The 22067-nt window shown below is 68.4% G+C and carries 14 protein-coding genes; 3 read left to right on the plus strand and 11 right to left on the minus strand.

What is annotated here, in order from left to right; all coding sequences use genetic code 11:
* Positions 1-24: 24 nt before the first annotated feature.
* From yhjD to SACXIDRAFT_RS07185, 3 genes are all read right to left on the minus strand, one after another.
* Positions 25-1005 (minus strand): inner membrane protein YhjD, encoded by a 981-nt coding sequence (gene yhjD / locus SACXIDRAFT_RS07175; protein WP_040922524.1) that lies wholly within the window; start codon positions 1003-1005, stop codon positions 25-27.
* Positions 1006-1745: 740 nt separating this feature from the next.
* Complete coding sequence (locus tag SACXIDRAFT_RS07180; protein WP_006237860.1) at positions 1746-3191, minus strand: alpha-amylase; 1446 nt, start codon at positions 3189-3191, stop codon at positions 1746-1748.
* A gap of 435 nt (positions 3192-3626) precedes the next feature.
* Positions 3627-3983 carry a hypothetical protein gene (locus SACXIDRAFT_RS07185; RefSeq protein ID WP_006237861.1) on the minus strand — a complete coding sequence of 119 codons (357 nt, stop codon included), beginning with the start codon at positions 3981-3983 and terminating at the stop codon, positions 3627-3629.
* 236 nt (positions 3984-4219) lie between these two features.
* Here SACXIDRAFT_RS07185 and SACXIDRAFT_RS07190 point away from each other — a divergent pair, with 236 nt between their 5' ends.
* Positions 4220-4741, plus strand: a complete 522-nt coding sequence (locus SACXIDRAFT_RS07190) for a hypothetical protein (protein WP_040922079.1) — start codon at positions 4220-4222, stop codon at positions 4739-4741.
* Positions 4742-4855: 114 nt separating this feature from the next.
* Here SACXIDRAFT_RS07190 and SACXIDRAFT_RS07195 read toward each other — a convergent pair whose 3' ends face one another.
* From SACXIDRAFT_RS07195 to pglX, 5 genes are read right to left on the minus strand one after another with little or no spacing between them, the layout of a single operon-like run.
* Positions 4856-6964: a DEAD/DEAH box helicase gene (locus SACXIDRAFT_RS07195; protein ID WP_006237862.1), complete on the minus strand. Its 2109-nt coding sequence runs from the start codon at positions 6962-6964 to the stop codon at positions 4856-4858.
* Positions 6961-8334 (minus strand): BREX system ATP-binding protein BrxD, encoded by a 1374-nt coding sequence (gene brxD, locus SACXIDRAFT_RS07200; RefSeq protein ID WP_006237863.1) that lies wholly within the window; start codon positions 8332-8334, stop codon positions 6961-6963. Before brxD ends, SACXIDRAFT_RS07195 begins: the two co-directional genes overlap by 4 nt.
* A gap of 31 nt (positions 8335-8365) precedes the next feature.
* Complete coding sequence (pglZ, locus tag SACXIDRAFT_RS07205; RefSeq protein ID WP_006237864.1) at positions 8366-11113, minus strand: BREX-2 system phosphatase PglZ; 2748 nt, start codon at positions 11111-11113, stop codon at positions 8366-8368.
* Entirely contained in the window at positions 11110-15120 is a 4011-nt protein-coding gene (locus SACXIDRAFT_RS07210; RefSeq protein WP_006237865.1) for a DUF6079 family protein, read from the minus strand. The genes pglZ and SACXIDRAFT_RS07210 overlap by 4 nt, the downstream gene beginning before the upstream one ends.
* Positions 15117-18752 (minus strand): BREX-2 system adenine-specific DNA-methyltransferase PglX, encoded by a 3636-nt coding sequence (gene pglX, locus SACXIDRAFT_RS07215; protein ID WP_006237866.1) that lies wholly within the window; start codon positions 18750-18752, stop codon positions 15117-15119. Before pglX ends, SACXIDRAFT_RS07210 begins: the two co-directional genes overlap by 4 nt.
* Before the next feature lie 503 nt (positions 18753-19255).
* Here pglX and SACXIDRAFT_RS07220 point away from each other — a divergent pair.
* Positions 19256-19789, plus strand: coding sequence for a hypothetical protein (locus tag SACXIDRAFT_RS07220; protein WP_006237867.1), 534 nt, complete (start codon positions 19256-19258; stop codon positions 19787-19789).
* A gap of 36 nt (positions 19790-19825) precedes the next feature.
* Entirely contained in the window at positions 19826-20248 is a 423-nt protein-coding gene (locus SACXIDRAFT_RS07225; RefSeq protein ID WP_006237868.1) for a hypothetical protein, read from the plus strand.
* A gap of 14 nt (positions 20249-20262) precedes the next feature.
* Here the strand turns inward: SACXIDRAFT_RS07225 and SACXIDRAFT_RS07230 are convergent, their stop codons facing one another.
* The 3 genes from SACXIDRAFT_RS07230 to SACXIDRAFT_RS22290 all read right to left on the minus strand — a co-directional run bounded on the left by SACXIDRAFT_RS07230 (position 20263) and on the right by SACXIDRAFT_RS22290 (position 22050).
* Positions 20263-20823: a DUF3558 family protein gene (locus SACXIDRAFT_RS07230; RefSeq protein WP_006237869.1), complete on the minus strand. Its 561-nt coding sequence runs from the start codon at positions 20821-20823 to the stop codon at positions 20263-20265.
* A gap of 175 nt (positions 20824-20998) precedes the next feature.
* Positions 20999-21574 carry a DUF3558 family protein gene (locus SACXIDRAFT_RS22285; protein ID WP_332306767.1) on the minus strand — a complete coding sequence of 192 codons (576 nt, stop codon included), beginning with the start codon at positions 21572-21574 and terminating at the stop codon, positions 20999-21001.
* A complete protein-coding gene (locus SACXIDRAFT_RS22290) occupies positions 21574-22050 on the minus strand; it encodes a hypothetical protein (RefSeq protein WP_232285265.1) in 477 nt (158 codons plus the stop codon). The genes SACXIDRAFT_RS22285 and SACXIDRAFT_RS22290 overlap by 1 nt, the downstream gene beginning before the upstream one ends.
* Positions 22051-22067 lie beyond the last annotated feature (17 nt).

A 22067-nucleotide genomic window follows, 5' to 3' on the forward strand; every position in this document is an offset into this window, starting at 1 on the left:
GGGCGAGCATATGTCAGCCCACCGTCAGAACCGCCGTCTGGAAAGCCAGCCGAGCAGCGCACCGGCGCCGAACGCGCCCGCGGCGAACCGGGGCCCACCCCGCCGCACCTCGACGAGAGGCTGGATCACGGCCGGTGCGGGTGGTTCGACAGTGCGGGTGAGGTTCTCGTGGGCCGTGGCCGTCCAGGCGGTGACGAAGAGCAGGAGTCTCGCGACGAGGTTGGCGAACACGAGCAGACCGATGATAGGGCCGAACAGCGCACCACTCGGCGAACTGGTCACGCTGGTGAGGTAAATGCCACCGAGCTGTTTGAGCGCCTCGAAACCCAGCGCGGCGAGCACCGCTGCCCGCACGGCACTGCGAGCGGCGACCTTCTCCCTCGGAAGCTGCGAGAGCACCCACACGAACACCAGCACGTTCGCGGCCAGCGAGAGCACGATGGTGCCGAGCCGGAGCAGGAACCGGGCCCACCCTGCCTCCTCCAGCCCCACGAGACCGAGCAGGAACTCGCCGACGCCACTGCCGACGGCGGTGAGCCCGAACGACACCGCCAGCGCCACACCGAGACCTGCCAGCGCCAGCAGATCCTTGAGTTTCGTGGACAAAAACGGCAGCTTCTTCTTCTCCTGCCCCCACTGCGCGGTGAGGGCGTCGCGCAGGTTCGTCATCCAGCCGAGCCCCGAGTAGAGCGCCAGCGCCAGACCGAGAATCCCCGCACCGGCACGCGATTCGAGGGCGGCTCCGACGATGGAGGCGAAGAGATCACCGAGCCCTTCCGGCGCGGACCGCACGATGCCTGCCCGCAGTTCGTCGAGCGCGGCCTCGTTGCCCGCGAGGACGAAACCGGCGACCGAGAAACCGACCATCAGCAGTGGAATCAGCGACAACACCGAGAAGTAGGTGATCGCGGCGGCGTAATGGTTGCCGTAACGCTCGCTGAACGCCTCACCGGCGCGCACGACGTGGTCGAGCCACGGGTACTTCCTGCGCAACCGAGGCAGCAACTTGTCCTCGCCGGACTTGGCGGGCTTGGCGGGCTTGGCGGGCTTGGCGGGCTTGGCGGGCTCGGCAGTCGAGGTGGTCTTGAGGACGTCGGCGGCCTTGGCAGTCGGGGTGGCCTCAGCGATCCTGCCAGCTCTGCTGTCTCTGCCGCCCCTGGCGGCCCTTCTCGACCTGGCGGATTTGCTCGCCTTGGCGTCGTTGCCGCCTTCGGTTCCCGTACTGCTGGCCTTGGTGCCCTTGCTCGCCTTGGCGTCACCCACGTCAGGACGCTATCCGACCCCTACCGTGTCCGCAGCCTGCGTACCCGTGTCCGCACTTCCCGTACCCGTGTCCGCACCTGATGCACAAGTGTTGGCACTTCCCGTACCCGTGTCCGCACCTCCTGCACCTGTGTTCGCGCCGTGAGGTGCAAACATCCGTGCACAGACTGCGGACACGACACCCCGCGTCTCGTGTCCGCACTTCCTGCACGCGTGCCTGCACCCTGTGCGGTCGTGTTGGCGGTTCGTGCACCTGTGCCCACAGCCCACGCAGTGTGTGCGGTGGGAGCAAGCTCCCTGGCATCCGAACTCACGTGCGTGGGCGGCGGAGTCACCTCCAGTGCAAGCTCGCGTCCACCAAGTGCGGACACGGACGTCAAGTGCCAACACTCGTCCATCAAGTGCCAACACTCGTTCGTCTGCTGCCAGCACTCGTTCGTCAAGTGCCAACACCCGTGCAGGAAGTGAGGACACGGCTTCGGTCAGCCGATTCGGGCTCCCGTGTGCAGCGCCACGCCGTCGTGGGCACCGATGTCGGCGCGGAACCAGCCGTCGGCGTTCACCCGGTATGCCGGTCCTGTGCAGCCGCCGTCGGCGACGTCACCGTGCAGCACGTCGCAGTACGTGCCCTCGGGCAACGCCGTGTGGAAGGAGCGTCCGGTCACCGCCGACGACTCGTCGTTGAGGACGACGTAGCCCTTGCCGCCCCTCCCGAATGCGATGGTGTCGCCTCCGTTGTCCCACCAGCGCACCACGGGCTCGCCGCGTACCTCGTTGTGGAAGGCGACCATGTTGCGGATGGGCAGCCAGTCGTGCTCGCACTGCCACGCCGCCGAGCCGCAGTCCGCGTCGGCGGTGTTGCCTGCCGCATCGCTCGGGGGTCCTGCGTCGTAGTCGTCGAACGTGTAGCCGCTCATCACCTTGGGCGTGCCGACGGGCCAGGCCAGCATGAAGGCGTTGGCCAGCGAGTACCGCGAGCCGTCGCGGTAAGTGAGGGTTCCGCCGCCGCGCTGGCTGTCGTGGTTGTCGATGAACACGACCACCTGCTCCGACGGCACAGCGGTGCCGAACTCACGCAAGTACGCGAGCCGCTCGGAGTTGAAGATCCGCGCGAGGTCGCGGGCGTAACGCTGGTCGTAGACGTCGCCGTTGCCGAGATACTCCTCCGGGGTGATCGGCTCGCCGTCGCCGTAGAGCACCTCCTGATAGACGTAGGCCGGCCGGTCGAGCCTGCTCACCAGTGCGCCGACATCCTCGGACGGCATGTGCTTGGCCGCGTCGATGCGGAACCCGTCAACGCCGAGCGAGAGCAGGTCGTTGAGGTAGGCGGCGATCCGGTCACGGACGCGGTCGGAGCCGGTGTCGAGGTCGGCGAGGTTCACCAGCTCACAGTTCTGGACCTCGTAGCGGTCGCGGTAGTTGACGATGTCGTCGTTGCCGTTGCGACCGCAGTGGTGGAAGTCGTCGTAGCCGTATCCGGCCTGGTCGTAGGTGTAGTGGCAGTACGCCGAGCCCGCGCTGCCGGTGCCGCAGGTCTCCTGGCCGGTCATGTGGTTGACGACGGCGTCAACGTAGACCTTGACTCCGGCGTCGTGGCAGGTGCGCACCATGTCGGCGAACTCGGCGCGGGTGCCCCGCCTCGTTGAGTCGATGCGATACGACACGGGCTGGTAGTCCTGCCACCACGGGTAGCCTTCGGCGCCGAGCACGACGTGCTCGGCCGACGGCGACACCTGAACGGCGCCGTAGCCGTCGGGGCCGAGCTGTTCGCGGCAGGCCGCGGCGACGCTGGGCCAATTCCACTGGAACAACGTGGCGATGACGTCGCGCTCTCCTGGCGGGGCTGCGTCGGCCGGTGGCGGGGCTGACAGCGACGGGGTGAGCAACGCGGCGATCAGCACGATCGCGGCGAGGACACGTTGGAACATCGTCGAACCTCCGTGCTCGTGTGCTGGACGGGCCACCGGTGGTTCGGACATGAGAGCGAACCCACGTCAACGATGTCAAGAAACTTGCAGAAAGTTGCGAAATGTCGTGGGGGCCAGGGCTTTCACCTGCGCCGATGCGGGATCGTCTTGCAAAGATCGACGGGTGAATCCGTGGGCTTGCTCCGTGTCAGACTGGCGAGTCCGCCCAAATCCGCGCCAGTCCGCTCCGCACCAAGCCGTGAATCATCCGGCTACCGCTCGCCGATCTGGGCCGTGTCAGGCTGCGGCTCCTCCGCTACCCCTCGCCAGCCTGCTCCCGCCAAGCCGGGACCCCTCCGGCTACCGCTCGCCGACCTGCTCCCGCCAGGCTGCGGCTCCTCCGGCCAACCCTCGCCGACCTGGGGCGGTCACACGGGCGGCCAGGTCACACGGTGGTCATTCGGCGGCCACCTGGGCAGCCACCGGCGCGGGGACGGGAGTGACGTCCTGGCTCGCGTCCGCCGGGGTCGCCGACGCCGCTTCCTCGGCAGCCGCGAGGCGGTTCTTCCTGCGCTGGCGCAGGGCACCGGCGGCCATGCCCACCACGCCGAGCGCCACGGCGACGAGGCCGACCGGCCCCAGCAGCCCGAACGTCATCGCGTTCGGCTCCGCCTGCACCGCCGCGGCCGTGCCCTGCCCCGCGAGCAGCACAGTGGCCGCCAGTACTGCGACGAAGGCCGAGCCACGAAGAGCTCGCACGGACGAGCGAGACGACGTGCTGTCTGGGTTGCGCACCGGGGTGTCTCCCACCATGTCTGTTCCACTGATCAGCGCAGGCGCTCACCATGCAGTGTGAACGTCGCCTGATGGACGCTACCGAGCGTGTCAAGCTCGGAGCTCTCAGGCGCGGTGAGATTAGCGTTCCGCCAACCGGCTGCCGCCACGGGGGTCGGTCACGGAGAGACAACAACCGCGCATCGCCGGGCGGATCCGGATAACGACACGCCACCCGAAACGGACACCCCTTGCGGAAGGGAGATCGACAACTCGTGAAAGTTCCAGCCCGGGCCGCTGCCGTCGCTGCGGGTCTCGCCCTCCTCGCAGCCTGCTCGCCGTCCGAGGAAGGTCCTGCCACGCTGGCCAAGGGTGTGTACCACGCGATGGAGTTCGGCGAGCAGGCCGCGCTCGGTCCCGTGGACGCCGCTGACGGGCAGGAGGCCGTCGTGTTCACCGTCGCCGAACCGGTTCGGATTTCGGCACCCTGCCGGTACGGCGACGCCAGCCTCCGGGTTCGGGTGACCATCAAGACCGGCACCGACCCCTTGTACGTCAACCAGCTCGAAGGTCTATTTGGAGACTTCCCCGGCGACAATGTCGCGATCGAGAGCGACAGCGGCATCGTCTCGACCGCCGACATCAACACCACGTGCGGGTCGAACGTGCTCGGCGTCGTGTTCGACACCAACGAGTCCTACACCCTCGACCTTGATCTCGACGCGCTCTCCGACTCGGGCACGCTGATCCTCACCTCGCCGCGCGTCCCGGACTCGGGCTGGACGTGGGAACTCTGAAGAACCCGGCTCAGCCGACAGACCCCCAACGTCGGCTCAGCCGACAGACCCCCAACGTCGGCTCAGCCGACAGCCACCCAACGTCGGCACAGCCGACAGACCCCCAACGTCGGCTCAGCCGACGGTCGTGAAGCGCACCGGTTCGGCCAGCACTCGCGCGGCTGTGCCGAGATCGGCCAGACGCGCGGCCAGGGTCGCCTCGGCGAGCGGCGGCGGGAGGGCGGCGCTGAACTTCAGTCCGGCGAGCGCCCGCTCGTCCACCTCGGGCAGACACAACCGGCCGGCGGCGCCGTCCCTGACCGCCCGCAACAGCGCCGGGGTGACCGCGTCCGGCAGCCGCAGCGACACGTCGTCGAACCGGCCCTCGACCGCGTCGCCAAGTGAAGCGGCGAGGGTCGCGTTGGCCTTGTGCCCAGCCCACGTCCACCAGCGCACGTCCGTGCCGGAAGCACCGCCACGTGTCACCACCAGGCCACCGGGATGGACGGTGGAGCCGCGTTGGTCGCGTAGTTCGTCCAGTCCCCGGCTCGCCCGCCGCGTCAGCCGCACGGGCGGGTCGGCCCCGAGCAGCACGTCCCGCGCGGCCCGCGCGAGCGCCGCGCTCCTTCCGCCCGCGCCGGACGACTGCCAGCGTGCTTTGCCACGCAGGTCGGTCTCCTCGACGAAGCAGCGGCGACGCTTCCAGTCGATCCAGGTCACCTTCCAGCTCCGGCCGCCGAGCAGCAGCACGCGCGGGCCCTCGACCTGCTCGGTGAGCAGCGCAGGGTCGGTCTGCCCGATCTCCTCGCGCCCGGCGAGCACGGTGAACTGTGGCGGCGCGGTGAACACGGCCGTCATGTCCAGGAAGTTGCGCCGCCCGAACCGGCGTTCGGCCTCGGGGCCGATGAACAGCAGTTCGCCGTCACGGTCCAGGTAGCCGTGTTCGATCAGGTATCGCACGATGGGTTCCGCGCCGGAGTCGAACGGCGTGAGCCCGTTCCACGCCTTCGCCCACAACCGGCTACCCACGGTGTGTTCTTGCAAGCACAGTGCCAGCACCTGCTGGGCGATGATGTGCCTCGGCTCGGGCGGCGCCTCGACGGGTTCGACGTAGCCGCGACCCCACAGCGTGAGCAGCGCCGCCGCCCACAGCAGCGAGTCCGTGCGCAGCGCGAGGAACAGGCAGTTGCGCACGCTGCCGGCGCGCCGCCCTGTGCGGCCGAGTCGTTGCAAAAACGACGCCACGGTGGTGGGCGCGTCGAGCTGGATGACCCGGTCGAGGTCGCCGACGTCGATGCCGAGTTCCAATGTGGACGTGGCGACGATGACGCAGTCGCGGGCCTCGGCGAAGGCCGCCTCGGCGCGGCGGCGTTCGTCCACCGACAGCGAGGCGTGCGAGAGGAACGTGGTGACCCCGCGTGCCCGCAGCGCGGCCCCGAGCTGCTCGACGAGCCTGCGGGAGTCGCAGAACACGAGCCGTTTCTCACCCCGGTGCAGTGCCGAGATCACCGTGGCCGCGTTGTCCACGGAGCCGACGTAGTCCAGTTCGATGTCGCCCTGCGGTGTCGTGCTCGCGGCCTCCACTGCGGGCGCGACCACCGTGGCTGGCCGAGCACCCCGCCCGGAGCCTTGCAGCCAGGACAGCAATTCGCCCGGGTTGCCGACCGTGGCCGAGAGGCCGATGCGCTGGATGGGCCGCCCCGCGAGCGCGGTGAGCCGTTCGAGGACGGCCAGCAGGTGCCAGCCCCGGTCGTCACCGGCGAAGGCGTGGACCTCGTCCACGACGATCGTGCGCAGCCCGCCGAACAGCCGCCGATGATCGACCTTCGTGCTCACGAGCATGGCTTCCACCGACTCGGGCGTGGTCAGCAGGATGTCGGGCGGGTCGGCGAGGATGCGTCGCCGCGCTGCCGCCGTCACGTCGCCGTGCCAGAGTGCGGCCCTGCGGCCCAGCCAGGCGGCGTAGCTGCTCAGGCGCGGGTGCAGGTTGTTGAGCAGCGCCTTCAGCGGGCACACATACAGCACCGAGAGCCCGGTCCAGCCGTGCTGTTCCATCGCGGAGAGCACGGGAAAGCACGCGGCCTCGGTTTTGCCGCCCGCGGTGGGGGCGAGCAGCAGCGCGTCGTGGCCTTCGAGCACGGGCGCGACGGCCTGCTGTTGCAGGGGGCGCAGTGACCGCCAGCCCAGGGTGTTGACCAGGTGGTGCACCACCGCGGGATGCAGGCGGTCCAGCGCCGAGCTCACGGCAGTTCCAGGTCGATCTCGTCAGCCGTGCCGGCATCACCAGTACTACCGCCGCTGCCGGCACTGCCGACACTGCCGCCCGCGACGGCGTTGCGTTCGACGTCGGTGAGTTCGGCGTCGGTGACGGTGATCGGGTAGTCGCGGCGCGGGTCGAAGTCGGCGAAGTCATCCACCCTGTCGAGCACGTCGGCGACGAGTTTGCGCAGGAAAAGCCGTGGCGCGATGCCGACCTTCCCGCCGAGTTCGCCGGTGAGCGCCTCCGCCAGCACGGCGAGGTAGGTGTTGTCCACCACCGCGCGCACCCGCTCGGGGTGACGTGCCGTGCCCGCGTAGAGGTCGCGCACGGTGCGGCCGAGTTCGCCGAGCCGCTCAAGGTCGAAGCCGGGGAGCCGCAGCTGCACGGCCCGGGGTGAGTCGAAGCGGGCGTCGGTGGAGAAGTCGGTGGCGAGGCGCTGCGCCAGCGGCGGCAGCCGCTGCACGCCTTGTTGCCCGTCGAAGAACGCGGGTGTGCCGGTGAGGACGAGGAACAGGCCGGGGAAGCGGCCCGCGTCGATCTCGTCGATGAGCTGGCGCAGCGCGTTGAGGCCCTTCTCCCGCACGTCGCCGCGCACCCGTTGCAGCGTTTCGGTTTCGTCGAGCACGAGCAGCAGGCCGGGGTGTCCGCAGTCGCGCAGCACGGTGAGCAGACCTTGCAGGAATCCGAGTGCGCCGAAGTGGTCGAGGTCCCCGCGCACGCCTGCCACGCGCCGGGCGGAGGCGGCGACGGATTTCTGGCCGCCGAGCCAGGCGATGAGCGCCTCGGCTGTGCCGGTGTCGCCGTCGGCGAGTGCCCGCCGGTAGCCGCGCAGCGCCGAGGCGAACGCGGGTGTCGTGCGGGCCACGTCGGCGAGGCGCTGCTCGGCGAGCGTGTCCACAGCGGCGGCGAACGCCTCCTCGTGGTCTTCGGTGACCTCCCCGGCGTCGAGCACGTGTTCTTCGAGCGTGTAGAGCCAGGAATCGACCACGGCGCGCAGGGCGCTCGGCTGGTGGGTCGCGGTGCTCAGGCGTTCGGTGAGCCTGCGGTAGACCGTTTCCAGCCGGTGCAGCGGGGTTTCGGTCTCGGAGATCTGGATCTCGGAGGTCGCCAGGCCCTTGCGCTTGGCGCGTTCGGCGAGCCAGCGCGCGAAGAACGTCTTGCCCGACCCGTACTCGCCGCGCACGGCGTGGAAGGCGGCTCCTCCCCTGGCGACGGTGGCGAGGTCGTCGTCCATGGCGGTGCCGAACCGGTCGAGTCCCACCGCGAGCAGGTCGAGACCGGTCTGCGGCACGGTTCCCCGGCGCAGCGCGTTGATCACGTCCCGCCTGCGCGCCTCGCTCACGGCGCCTGCCATGCCCTCACCTCGCCGTGTTGTCTCCGCTGGTTCAGTCACGCTCCACTCCGAACTGCAAGCACAGGGTCTCCACGTCGAGCGTCAGCCACTGCCCACCGTCCATGGACAGCACGGGATATCCGTCCACATTGAGCAGTCGCTGCAACGTGGTGGTGAGCACCGCCGCCCTGGTCACCGTCCGGCCCGTCAGCGTGGCGACGGTGGTGAGTGGTAGCCGGTTGCCTGACTCCACGAGCGCGTCGATGACCGCGGCCACCGCCTTGCGGTCGGGGGCCTTGGGCAGGAACGCCTTCTGCCCCGCATACACCTCGCTGGCCACGACCCGCTCCCCCAGCGACTCGCCGGGTTTCGCGGACTCCTCCGGCGCGTCCACGGCGAACAGTGACATCTCGTGCGGATCGAGCTGCGACACCACACGCGGCGACGCCACAATCGGCGGCACCGCGCGCGGCGCCCGCTCGGACGAAACTGGAACAGAAGCAGGAGCCGGAGCCTGCTCGGCACGTCGATGCCACCACGCCGGTGCGACCCGGTCGGCGGCGAGCACGGTCCAGCCGGGTGGCAGCCGGTGGAGCGACGGCAGCACCACCAGCACGGGCACCGTCAGCTCGGCCAGCGCCGCGCCGCCGTGGTAGCCGGCCTTGCGATGCGTGTAGCGGATGTCCTCCCGCCACGGCACCACCACGGTGCCGCCGCCGAGGAGGACGCGGGGGCCGCGCAGCGCGATCTCACCGTCGCCGGGCTCGCCGGTTCGCCAGCGCGCCGACTCGGCACCGGCTCCGGGCACGGGCGGGCCGTCCGCCCTGTCGAGCACGTGGCCGTGGTCGGAGGCGAGCACCACGGGCCGCCCGTAGTTGCGGGCGGCGTCGAGCAGTTCGGGAAGGTAGGTGATGTCGTGAAGTCGCCAGCCGGTGCGGTCGCCTTCCCTGCCGTGGTCGAGTGCGGCGTCGATGGTGTTCAGCACCACGGCGACCGCCACCGTTTCGTCGGACAACGCTTCCAGCAGCCGGTCCGACAGCCGGTGTCCGGCGTCGCCGCCGATGTCGGCCTTGTGGAAGAGCTGCCCCGACCGTCCCGGGCCCTTCCAGAACCGGGCGAACCCGTCGCGCTCCACCGTCTGGTCGCCTGCGGTGAGGGTGCCTGCGAGCAGGCTGGGGCGGCTGGCGCGGGTCACGGAGGGAATGGCCGACACCGCGGCGATCCGGTGCTCGCGCGGCGACACCTCCAGCCATGCGTTCTCGGCGAGTTGCTCGGCGAGTTCGGCGGCGACGGCCGCGCTCATGCCGTCGAGCACGACGATCACGGGTGCGCTCTGGCGGGCCAGTGGCATCGCCACCTCGTCGAGCACCTGCTCGATGAGCAGGCACCCTCCCGTGTCGTGCACGCCCGCGCGGGTCGTCCACCTCGGCAGGTGCGCCGCGAACGCCGCGTCGAGGGCGTCCCGCCGCTGGCGGGCCGCGCGGAACACCAGCTCGAACGCCCGCCCCAGCACCGGATCACCAGCGGGGTCGCCCGCCCACAGTGTGGTCAGCGCCCGGTCCACCCACGCCCATTCCGTGCTGTAGGTGGTGATGCCGTCGGCCACCGACGCGGGTTCGCGCAGCGGCAACGTGAGCCAGCGGACGACCCGCACGGCCAGGTCCACCGCCCGCATCCGCTCGTCCTCCAGCCTGGCGAGGTGGTGTTCGCGCAGGGCCACGAGTGCGTTCTCGGCCGCGTCGAGCCCCGCGCCGTCGAGGGCCGCGGTGAGCGCGGTGGCGACACTGTGCAGGCGGGCGGTGAACGCCGACGGCAGGAACCGGTTGCCTGCCAGGTCGGCGGTCAGCCCGGCGCGGGTGGCCAACTCCTCCGCTCTGCGGGTCACCGCGAGCACCCTGTCCCGCGCGGCGCGGCTGTGCCTGCCCCCGGACTCGGCCTCGCTGACCCAGCGTTCGAGCGCCCCCTCCACCGCCTCGGTGAACGCGATGAGCTGTTCGGGCCGCACTCCGCCGAGCAGGCCGCCGAAGGCCAGCGCCGCCGAGGTGGACGCCGTCTCGCCGACGGCGGCGGTGCCCACCACCCCAAGCGGCATGGCGTCGGCCGCACGCCCTTCGGCGGCGAGGCGCAGCAGCAGCCCCGCCGCGTCGCCGACGGTGTGGGTGAGCCAGTCGGTGAGCCCGTCTCGTTCGGCGTCCGGCAGCGCGGCGAACCGGGTGGTGCCAGCCGGGTCGAGGGAGAAGTCGAGCAGGGTGCCGATGTCCACGGCGTCGTCGCCGAGGGCGGCCCTGCCGAGCCGCACGCTGATCAGTGCCTGGATCGCGCGGTCGCGGGTGAGCACCGACGCGGTGCGTGGCCAGCCTTCGGCGGGTTCGGCGTCCAGCAGGGCGTCGATCAGCCACGGTTCCTGCCGGATGCGGGGATCGACGTCTCTCGCCCCGAAGCGCCGGGCCACGATCTCCGCCCGATCCACCGACAGCACCCGCCGCTGCACGGCGTAGGCGAGCAGGTCCCAGCCGAATTGCTGGTCGGCGACGCTGGTGGTGACCACGAGCAGCGCGTCGGGGTCGTCGGCGTGGCTGCTCTGGTGTTCCTGCCAGGCTTCGAGGGCCCCGAGCAGCGAGTGCTGGTCGGCGACGTGGACTCGGCAGCGGCGCTCGCTGGTCTTCACCGGGAACGACCTGTCGGCGCCCTCGGTGTAGCGGCCGTGCACGAGCAACAGCTGTCGCTCCCCTGCTTCGGGCAGCCAGTGCTCCACCAGCGCTTCGAGCATGCGCCGGTCGATGTCGGGTGCCGCGCTCATCGCGCGCTGTCCTCTCCCCCGACCGTGCGCCACTCGATCTCGATCTCCGCGCCGGGGTGGGCGCGGGCGTAGTCGCGGATCTCCTCGCGCAGGCCGGCCAGCAGCGTGGCGAGGTCGCGTTCCGCCGCGCTCGCCCGCACGCGCCGGGCCTTCCGCCCCGCCGGAGCCTCCGCCGGAGCGCCCGCCGGAGTGGACGCCGGATTGGACGCCGGATTGGACGCCGGTGTGGACGCCGGGGTAAACGCCGCCTCGGGCGCGGTGCCGCTGACGCCGGGCCGCCCGTTGTCGGTGAGGCTCACCGCGTCGGCACGCTGTTCCCCCGTTCCCTCCTCGGCGGAACGAGTGGCAGCAGCGGGCGGTGCGGGTGACGGCTCGACGACGGCCGCGAGCCGCGCGGCCTCGGTGACGAGGGCGACGGCCCGGTCCTTGAGTGTGCCGAGCACGGGGCCGAGCGCCACGGTGAACTCGTCGCTGGTGGCTGCGTGGACGAGTTCGTCGAGCATCGCGTCGGCGCGGTTGCCGACGAGGTCGCCCCTGCCCGCGAAGCCCCGCACGGACGTCACCAGCGACCATTCCACGGCGTTCAGCGCGTCCAGCAGCGCGGGCGCGGCCGAGATCGTCGCGGCGAGCACGGTGTCGCGTGTGCCGAAGGTGGCGCCGGCGAGCCGGTTCACGAGGTCGGTGGCGTCGTTCGCCGCAGCGAGCCGGGCGAGCAGCTCGGCGGCGTCGCGGGTGGCCGCGATTCTCGGCGCGATTCTCGGCGCGTCGGACGCAGCGGACTCACCGGACACAGTTGACTCACCGGACACAGTGGACTTGTCAGACGCAATGGTCCCGTCGGGGATGCCGAGCGCTGCGGCGTGCCGGTCGAGCATCCGCCGCACCCCGTTGACGGGCGCTTCCAGCGCGGCGACCTTGCCGCGCACCTCCTCGGCGAGCCGGTTGATGTTGCGCGCGAACCGCGTGTCGGGCACGACGACGCCGAACAGCGCGGCGGCCCGGTCGCGGGCGGTGGCGAATTCGGTGGCGCCGGGCAACTCCTGTGCGCGCAGGGCGTGCCCTGGTCCGATGCGGTCGAGTTCGGGTGGTTGCCGCAGCACGGAGCCGTGCAGGGTCCAGGTGCGGTCGGCCAGCAGCGCATACGTCGCGATGATCAGGTTGAGCACGAGTTTGTCGAGCCCGGTGTAGCCGAGTTCGGCGATCCACTCGCGAATGTCCTCGATGCGCAGGTCGCCGGTGACGCCGTGCTGGGTGGCGGCCTGTTCGATGCGGCGGCGCCACTCGACGGAGACGTTGAGCGGCCCGTCGGTGACCTCGCCGAGTTCCAGCGGGTGCACGATGCGGCGCACGAGCGCGAGGTGGTTGCGGTCCACCACCACGCGTCTGCTGCCGTCCTCCATGGCCTTGGTGATCCACTCGTAGACGGTGCGCAGCTCGCCGGAGGTGACGGCCTTGCGGTTGCCGTTCGGGTCGAAGTTCGGGTGTTTCGGATACATCGTGTCGAACAGCCCGTCGGCCAGGGTCAACACGTTGTAGGCGAACCCGGCGCCTCCGGCGAGGCGGGGTTTGTGCCCTGGGAACAGCGACAGCACGTGCCCGTCCTCGCCGACGGGTGCGCCGATGGTGGAGTCGTCGCCGCCCGAGATTCCGTAGAGCTGGCGCAGCGCGGCGACCAGCTGCGATTCCAGGGTGTCGCGCTGCGCTTCGAGCTGGTGGCGGATCTTGATGCGCTCGTCGGCGGAGCGGGTGCGCGCGAAGTCGTCGAGGCGGTTGCGTTCCAGCAGGTACTGAATCTTGAGCAGCCGCCCGAGTTGCGCGGACTTCTGCGCGGAGAAGAAGTGCGGCAACCACACGACGGTGGCCGCGGTGACGTCGGAGCGCCGCATGCGGTGGATGCGCTGGGCGTCGTGCCGTGGCGTGTAGTCGCCGGAGTCGTCGAACGGGTAGTCGAGAATGAACCGGATGCGGCCTGGTGTGCTGGGCAGGAACTGCGCGTCGGCGAGTTCCTGCTCGTCGCGCACGTTCGCGAACACGAATTCGGCGGTGCGCCGGGTGCCCTTCCAGACGATGTCCCGCTCACACACGAAGTCGCCGCTGTCCTTGATACCCAGTTCCTCCCACAGCTTCTGGCGTGTCCAGATGCGGCGGGCGCCCGTGGTGTCCTGTTCGCCGACCGCGTCGAGATACGGTTCGACGTCCAGATCGGACAGTTGGAGCCGGAAGACGGGGTCTTCCTCGCCCTCGTGGCGCAATTCGCCGAACTCGGCCTGCAACTCGCGCAGGTGCTTGACGGCCAGCGACCCTGCCGAGACGGTGCGGGCGCGCAGCGAGCCGTGGTTGAGCGCCGCGAGCCGGGGACCGGTCAGCCGGGTCAGTGCGGGCACTTGCGGGGCGAGCGCGGCGAGGATCAGCGTCTTGACGAGCCGGTCGGTGGCGCGGAACTGCTGGTTGTCGGCCCCGCCGTGGCGTTCGAGCAGCCAGGCGCGCACCTTGGCGTAGAAGCGGTGGGCGGCTTCGGCTTCGCGCCGCAGCCGGTCGGTGAACGCCTCGCCGACGCCGTCGGCGAGCACGTCCCACAGGTCGCCGAGCGGGATGAGTTCGCCGACCTTCATGTCGTCGCGGCGGCGGCGCAGCATTTCCTGCAACAGCTTCAGCCCGGTGCGTTCGCGTTGCAGCGCGCCGGACAGCGCGACGAGCACGTTCAGCAGCGCGGGCGAGAGCGGGTAGACGTCGCGGAAGTCCTGCCAGTCGGCGCCGGTGGCTCCTGCGGCGTCGAGCAGCACCTCGCGGTCGGCCGGTTTGGCCGATTCGATTGAGGCGAACGCGGCGTCGAGGATCTCGCGGCCACCGGGTTTCGGGGTGAGCACGCGCTCCTTGATGATCGCGGGCAGGTTGCGGTCTTCCAGCGACACGGTGTCGAACCGCCCCGCGAGGTATTCGACCTGCCGTTCGAGTTCCTTGACCTCGGCGCCGGTGACGTCCTCACCGACGAGTTTGGACAGGTCACGCTGCCGCGAGATGAACGACACGATGGGCAGCACGCGCCCGGCGTCGCCCGATTCGATGAGCTTGACGAGTTTGCTCACCTGCGTGTTGACGAACTGGCGATCCACCATGCGGGCCTGCAACCAGAGGATCAGCTCGTCGAGGAAGAGGATCAGCCCGTCGTAGCCGAGGTCGCGGGCGTGCTTCGTGATGATCGACAGCCCGTTCTCCAGCGGCAGGAACGCGTCGGCGTCCCCGGTGGCGCCGCGAATGTAGGAGGACATGGGCCCGGAGAGCAGGTCCTGCACGAGCTGGTCGCGCACGGGGTCACCGGCTGGCGCGCTGAACGCGCGGTCGAGGCGTTCGCCGGTCCACCCGGTGTCGGTGTCCTCGCCGGGCAGCTGGAGGTCGAGATCGTCGTCGTCCTCGTCTGCGGCTGCGCCGGGGCCGCCGGTGGCGGGGTCCGAGCCGATGGTGAGCCAGCGCACGAACGCGGCGTCGCCCATGGCTTCGCGGGAGCGGCGGGCGTCGTCGAGCATCGCGTCCGCGCGATACACGGGCGGGCTGGGTTTGCCGGGGTGCAGTGCGCGCACGGTGCTGACGTAGCCGCCGAGGATGGCGGAGTCAAGGTCGGTGGCGCCCACCAGGTGGTAGGGCACCATGAGGAATTTCTTGCCGCGCAGCCAGTCGTCGTGGTCGGCGATGACGGGTTGCAGGCCGGGTTTGGCTCTGGCTGCGGGGTGGTTGTTGAGCACGGCGTGCAGCACGGTGAGGAAGTGGCTTTTCCCTGAGCCGAAGGAGCCGTGCAGGTAGGCGGCGTGGGAGCTGCCGTCGCGCACGGCGGCGCGCACGATGCCGAGCGCCTTGTCGAAGGCGTCGCGGAGCTGGTCGGTGACGACGTATTCGGCGAGGCGTGCCTCGACCTGTTTGATGCTGCCGGTGAGTTCCACTTTGAAGCTTCCGGCGTGGACGTCTTCGGGGATGTCGAGGACGTCGCGCAGGTACACGGGATTCGTGCTCACTGCTGGGTTTCCTTCGCTGTGCCGCGGCGGCCGCGCCGTGCGGGGGTGGGTCGCCAGTTGGTCAGGTCGTCGTCGGTGAGCTGGTGTTTGGTGCGTTGTTCGAGCAGGTAGGCGCTGAATTCGTCGGCGGGCGCGCCGTCCCATTCCTCGTCGTATTCGCCGTGCCATTGCCGCACCCACGGCATCAGTTCGGCGAGCCCGGCGATGAGCGGGGTGAGCCGGTCGGTGTCCCAGCCCGCGTCGGTTGTGCGGTCGTTGACGAGGTTGACCAGCGCCTGCGCCTGGTCTTTGTGGTCCCAGCCCGCCCAGCCGAGCAGCAGGCTGGGGTCGGCGTCGGGTGAGGCGCCAGGGTAGGAGATGAACCGTTCTTTGGGCACGTCGAGTTTGCCGCGATGGGTCCAGTAGCTGGTTTTGCGGAAGTCGGCGGAGCTGTATTTGGGTGGCACGGCGATGTCGAGCCGTTCGCCGGTGCGGTCTTCTTCCCGCTGTTTCTCCCACACCTGCTCCCACTGGGCGCGTTTGCGCAGGCCGCTGTCCTTGTAGCGGAGGGCGGCGAGGTAGGGCACGTGCTGGTCGGCGAGGATCTTGTCCAGCACCTGCGCCAGCGGCAGGTCGGGTTTGCGGAGGTGGTCGGCGGCGTAGAGGGCGGCGACGGCGTGCATGTCGGTGTCGCCCCGGAACTGGTCGGCGAGCTGGTAGACGGTCATGGTGCGCGGATGCCGCAGCCCGTCGCGGAGCTCGAACCACAGTTCCCGCCGCTCACATCGGTCGAGCAGCCAGGTGCGCAGCGCGTCGGCTTCCTTGCGCTCCCACGTCTCGGACGCCCACCGCCGCTTGCATTCGGGCCGCTCGATCAGCGCGATGTCGCGCCGCTGGGAGATGACGTCGATCCGCGCCTGCACGATTTGCCGGTACCAGTCGGGCCAGTGCGCGGGGATCTCGGTGATGGGCGTGGACCCGTGCCGCTCGAACCACGCCGTTTCCGCTTCCCCTGCGGCGACCCTGCGGGCGAGCACGATCTCGAACGCCCGTTCCCCGAGCTGGATTTCCGGCACGCTGTCGAGGTCGGGCGCGACGAGCCGGGCCCGCTCGGCGTCGTCGAGCAGGCCGTAGGAGTGGTAGACGGTCCAGTCGAGTTCCTCCTGAAGCGCGATCATCCGCGCCCGAATCCGCGCATGCGCGGCGCGTGCGGCATCAAGCCGCTCGCGAGTCGGCGTGACGCGGTCGGCAACAGCGGACGGCTCCCGCGCGGCAAGATCCTGAGCCAGCGAATCCAGCGCCCGCCCCAACTCCAACGGCAACACAGCGGGAAGGGGGAACTCCTGAAGCTTGGTGCCGGTGAACTCGTAGAAGTCCTCCCAAGGAACAGCCGTCGTACGCGCACCTTTGCTGTCCGCGCCATTGCCCTTGTTGTGACTCACTTGCTTGAGCCAGAAGCAGGCCGTGGACGAGTTGAGCACCCCAAGCAACTCCAAGTGCTCATCCTCACCAGCCCCCTCCGGCAACTTAATCACCGGCGCGGACTGCTTGAAGACCTTCCCACCCCGATCCAACACGAAGTGGTTGTGAGTAGCCACGAACGCAAAAGCAATGGAGAGCGGTGTGCGGAGCTTACTAGCAGTTAGACGACCATACTCATACCATGCCAACCCTGCATCCAGCTTGGTCTGACGACCGAACATCACATTGTTCGATAACATGGTGCGGCCTGGCCACATGAAGGCGAGCAAGGCAGCCTCGCCTTCAACATCAACGGGGTAAAATTCGCTGGAATAGGGAAATATGGCAACGCCATAGTTGCTGTGCCACCATTCGCGTAGCGCATCGCCGGTAACCATCGGTCGAACCCATTCCCCGATTGATCGCCTTACCGCAGCTCGCGATGGCAATAAATACAAGTCATCTTCGAGTGTGAAACTAGTAATTCCCAACGATTCAGATAGGTCACCGAGTTTCGTGCTGGCCGTACTTTCGATCGCAGCCAGGAGATCCGCAGCACCACCCCCACTGAGGCTCCACGGGTGTTGGCTGAACCCTTGGCGGTCGAAATCTTCTACCGAAACCCACTCCGACTCACTACCAGGCTGGTGAAGTTGTTTCACGATCGCCGACCACACCAGTCCCTTTGCCGGGTCCTCGGGTTGGCTCGGCTCGCCCCGGATTCCGAGGACCGCCCGGACGGGGTCGTCTTTCCGATAGCTGTGGTTCCGCCCGACCAGGATCACCGTCGGCGTCCCGTGTCCCGGAATGTACGCGCCCGACGTGTCGATGACGTGCGTTAACTGCACCGTCCGGAAGAAGTCCTCGATCAGCTTTTTCCCGAACTCGCGCTTCATGAACGAGTTCGCGGTGATCTGCCCGACGAATCCGGCATCGCGTTCAGAACCGCTGCGCCGGATCGCGAGCTGGAAGAGCCGCTGCGCGAACGGCACCGACAGCGCGTACTTGCCCGAGCAGGCGTCATACCGGTCGCGGTAGTTCTTGTTCTCCTGCTTGTCTTTCACCGTGATATACGGCGGGTTGCCCACCACCACGTGATACGAGCCTTTGCCGAGGAGGTCGCAGGAGCGCACGTACTCGTTGATGTCCTCCGTCGCATACGTGTGCGGCTCGTCCAGCGCGAACAACTCGCCCTGGATTCCGGGCGCGCCCCTGCCGTGCATGAGGGAGTCACCGACGGCGATGTTGATCGGGAATTGTGGCGCCTGGTCGAGCCGGATCGCGTTCGCCTCCCGCAGCACCGCCACCAGCAGCCGGAATCGCGCGATGGACACGGCGAACGGGTTTTTGTCGCAGCCGTGCACCGAGCTGAGCGTGCGCTGGATCAGCTCCCACCGATCGGTGCCCGGCTCCGCCGCCCTCCACTTGTCCAGCACCCGCCGGAACATCCCGAGCAGGAAGTGCCCCGACCCACACGCCGGGTCGATGCTGCGCAAATCCTTGAGCCCGAAGTCTTTTACCGCCGGTTCGAGAGTGAGGTCGAGGATGAACTCCTCCACGAACTCCGGTGTCTGCAACAGCGCATACGTTTTCCGCGCGTGCTCCGACAGGTCCTGATACAGATCGCCGAGGAAGCGCGTGTCCCAGTCGGGGTCGGTGAAGTCGTAGCGGATCTCGCCGTCGTCGCCGCGCCGCCGCCAGAACTGCAACAGCGCCGTCGCCGCCTCGAACGACGGCGTGATCTCCCACAGCGGGTTGTATTTCGGCTCGAACAGCCCCTCCGCGGTGGGGTGCGCCTGCGCGAGGTGAGTGAAGGCCGCGACGATCCAGTCGCGGTCGTTGTCCTGCGGGCGCTCCCGGAAGTACGCCTCGTGCCGCTCCTCCGCGTCGGCCAGCCGCTCCCCCGGACCCGCGATGAACGGCCACTGGATCAGACCGTTGTCCTCGCAGAACCGCACGAACACCGTGCCGAGCACCCACGCCGCCGCCACCTGCGTGACCCGCTGATCAAGCCACGTCTCCCACATCGCCGCCGTGCGTTCCCGCTTTCGCGCGTCGTCGTACTCGGCCCGCAGCGGGGTGTGGAACTCCGGCACCTCCAAAGCCCGCGCCCGCAGATCGTCTTCGAGCGCCGTGACCTGCCTGCGCAGATCCTTCACCAACTCGCCCAGGTCAGCCCCACGCACTGCCACCGTTGCCGCTCCCCTCGCTCGCCCGGCCAACCGGCACCCCGGCGATGCTAGTGGCGGGATGCCGCGCCAAGGCAATCCAGCGGCCACGTCGCAACACAGCCGCTACTCCACCTTGCGACGTAAGATCGTGATCACTGACCGTGATGTTACCGGTCAAGACCTGTGAACGGGCCCGGTTCGGCGGTTCGCGGTGACAGATCACTGAGCTGACCCGGCGACTCGTCTCGCTACGTCTCGCCACGTAGCTGTGGGGAAACGCCACCTGTCGCCCCATTACGTTTCGGCGGATGGATGTCGCCGCATGCCACACACCTCCTCGGCCACATCGCCGTGCGGTCGCCGACCGCAGCGCGTGCGGAGGCGAACTGTCGCATTCGTCGCATCCGTATCAAGCGAATCAATCGCCCAGCGCGACGACGTTTTCCCCGGATACCGTCGGGCCACCTGAGCGGCTGGCTGGGCCGAACGGAGCAATCCGGGTCGGGGTCTGAGGGGAGTCAACGGTGATCGAACGTGATCGGGAACTGCTGGTGAGGCTGGGCCGGTTCAACCGCTGTCTGGGTGCGGTGGTGGTCGAGTTGGTGCAGCGGCAGGACGGTGGGCAGCTGCCGGTGGAGGGGTTGTGCGCGCTGGCCGACCGGTTGGCCGCGTTGTCGGCGGAGCTGCACGAGCGGGCGGCGGAGATCGACGGCGCGCTGCTGGCGGGGTGTTGTCGTGGTTCGGCGGCGTTGCCGGTGTGGCAGTGGGAGGCGTTGGACGAGGTGCTGGCGGAGATGTGTGAGCGCACGGGCGGCGACATGGAGGATCTGCACGATCGGGGGCGCGGCATCCTCGAAACGTGCCGTCCCGGCAGGAGGCCGGATGCGGCGCTGCCGGGTGAGGGATCACTTCAGCGGCGTATTCAGCAGGTCATCGGCGCGCTGGCCCACCTCGCCGACGCGGCCCCCGACGACGCGCGGGCGGTGCGGGTCACCGGCGAAGCCGTGGCCGACCTCGCCCGTCACATGCTGGCGTATTCGCCGCACCCGGTGCCGTGACGACCGCCCTGTTCACCAGCAAAACCTGAGAGTGACATGACCACAGCAACCTATGTCCCGCCGACCCGTGAGCAGGTCGAAACCATCACGCGGGTGCTGCTCCACGACCGCGACGCCGACCGAGCGGCCACCCTCCTCGCGGCGGCGACAAACCCGGGCATCGCGGCCCCACGCGAACACGCGGCCGAAGTCGCGGCGATCCGAGCGCAGCGACCACCTGCCCACCACGACCTCCCGTCGGCGCTGCTACGCATCACCAGAGCCATCGACACCGAAACCGAAGGCCTCTACGCGCGCCAGGACAACGGCCACGCCGACGCCGACCCAGTCCTGCGTGCCATCGCTTTCCGGCTACTCGAACTCGGCTTCACCATCGCCGAACACAGCGGCCTGAACTGCCGAACAATAGAAACCGCGATCGCGACAACCTACGCCCTACCAGGCCACGAAGGCACCTGACAGGCGCAGCGAGATCACGGCACGGCGGGAAGCTTGGGCTCGACCAGGCCAGCGATAATGGGAGCGATTTCGCAACCGTCGTCGGCCAACGTGGTCACATCGACGCGGGAGGTGTCGCTGATCTCCACAGCGATCAGGCAGTCTTTGCTCCGCGGATCGTAGGTTTTCGCCGCTGGACGCTGGTTCACCGTGTCCGGTTCCACCCCGCCGCCGATGTCGCGCACCGAATCGATGCCCTGCGAATCCCGCACGCCGACACTGAAAGCAAAGCCGTCGCCACCGGATTCGAAACCCGACTGCCAGTCGCAAGTCCGGGCCCCGGCGCCTTCTTTGTATGTGGGCTCGAACTCGCCGACATCGGCCAAATCCTCCGCTGTGATCAGATCACAAGGATCGATCGCGGTGCTGTCCGGCCCCGTGGACGACGCACTCGTGGCCTGCGCCGCGCTCGAAGAGGAACGCGGCGAAGTCGGAGACTCCGCAATACCGCGTTCCGCTGTCGAACACCCAGCAACCCCAGGCGCCAGCAACACCACCCCGAGCAGAGCCAAGCGCGCGCCAACGTTGAACGTCATGCCTTCTCTTCCCCCATTTTGCAGACCCGTTCGCACCACACTCACAGATCAACCCCGCGACCGCTCCACCGAATCCCCCGCAAAACCGGCAGACCATTGAGCCCTGACACCGACAGTACAGTTTCTACGCACGGCAACCTCAGAGCCTATGTTCCAGTAAGATCCGACGAGCTATTTACGGAACGGCAGGCAACCGTGGTTCGAGCAGCTCGGCTACAACCTCGGCGATCTGGCACGAGTCGTCTTCCAAGCCATCAACAACCGTCACATCGATGCGCGACACATCATCTATCTTCAACGCCACCACACAGGTTCCGAACTCCGGGTTCTTTGCCTTCGCGGCCGGGCGCTGATTGATCTCGAATCGCTGCACACCAGCGCCATTATCGTTGACAGTCTCCACATTTTGCCGGTCGCGAATACTCAACGCAAAAGACAAACTGTCATGATGGCCGCTAACACCTTCTTCCCAGTGACAAGTTCGATCCGCTTTGCCCTCCCGGTACTCGGACTCAAATTCACCGTACTCGGCAAGGTCCTCAACAGTGAACAGCTCGCAAGGCTCGATCGAAAGACTGAGAGGACGGCCTTGACTTGATGGCTCCACTGTCTCTGTGGACTCAACACTAGACGAACTCCGAGGACTCGCCGTGCCAGCCTCGCCCGCAGAACACCCGGAAGCCAGAGATGCCACGATAATCGCCGCAGCAGCTTTGCGGAATAAGGAATTAAACCTGGTAAGCATAATCATTATTCTCCCATCTTTCGAAAAATGTCGCGCGCAGACTCTTCCTGTTCTTGATACTGATCCGATGCAATAAGTAAAGCGATTCGGCTACGTTCAAGAATTTTGGAGAGTTTAGTCAAAGCGGCACGAGGGGACCGTTCGTCATTCGCGGCTTCCCACATGTGCAGAGCGACTCTTTTTCCGTAATCATGCTCACCAAGTTTAGGTTCTTGATCGAAATCGATAGCCAGCTGAGCCCTGAGTTCTTTGACTTCCTCCATGAATTTCTCGAGCACTTTGATGATCGGGTCGGCACCCTCTTTGGTCACTGTGAAGCCGCCGGTTTTGGCTGACTCGACCAGCCGATCAGTGGATTGGATCACCTCGGCCATCGCCTTGGCGCCCATGGTCTTGTCCATCGCAGCCATCGCCATGGACAGCGCGCCACCACCGGGAATCAACGCGCCCATGCCAGCGGCAACATCTTCTGGTTCGGCCACAACTACCCCCACAAGCC

This window comes from Saccharomonospora xinjiangensis XJ-54, from assembly GCF_000258175.1.
GTDB classification, from domain to species: domain Bacteria; phylum Actinomycetota; class Actinomycetes; order Mycobacteriales; family Pseudonocardiaceae; genus Saccharomonospora; species Saccharomonospora xinjiangensis.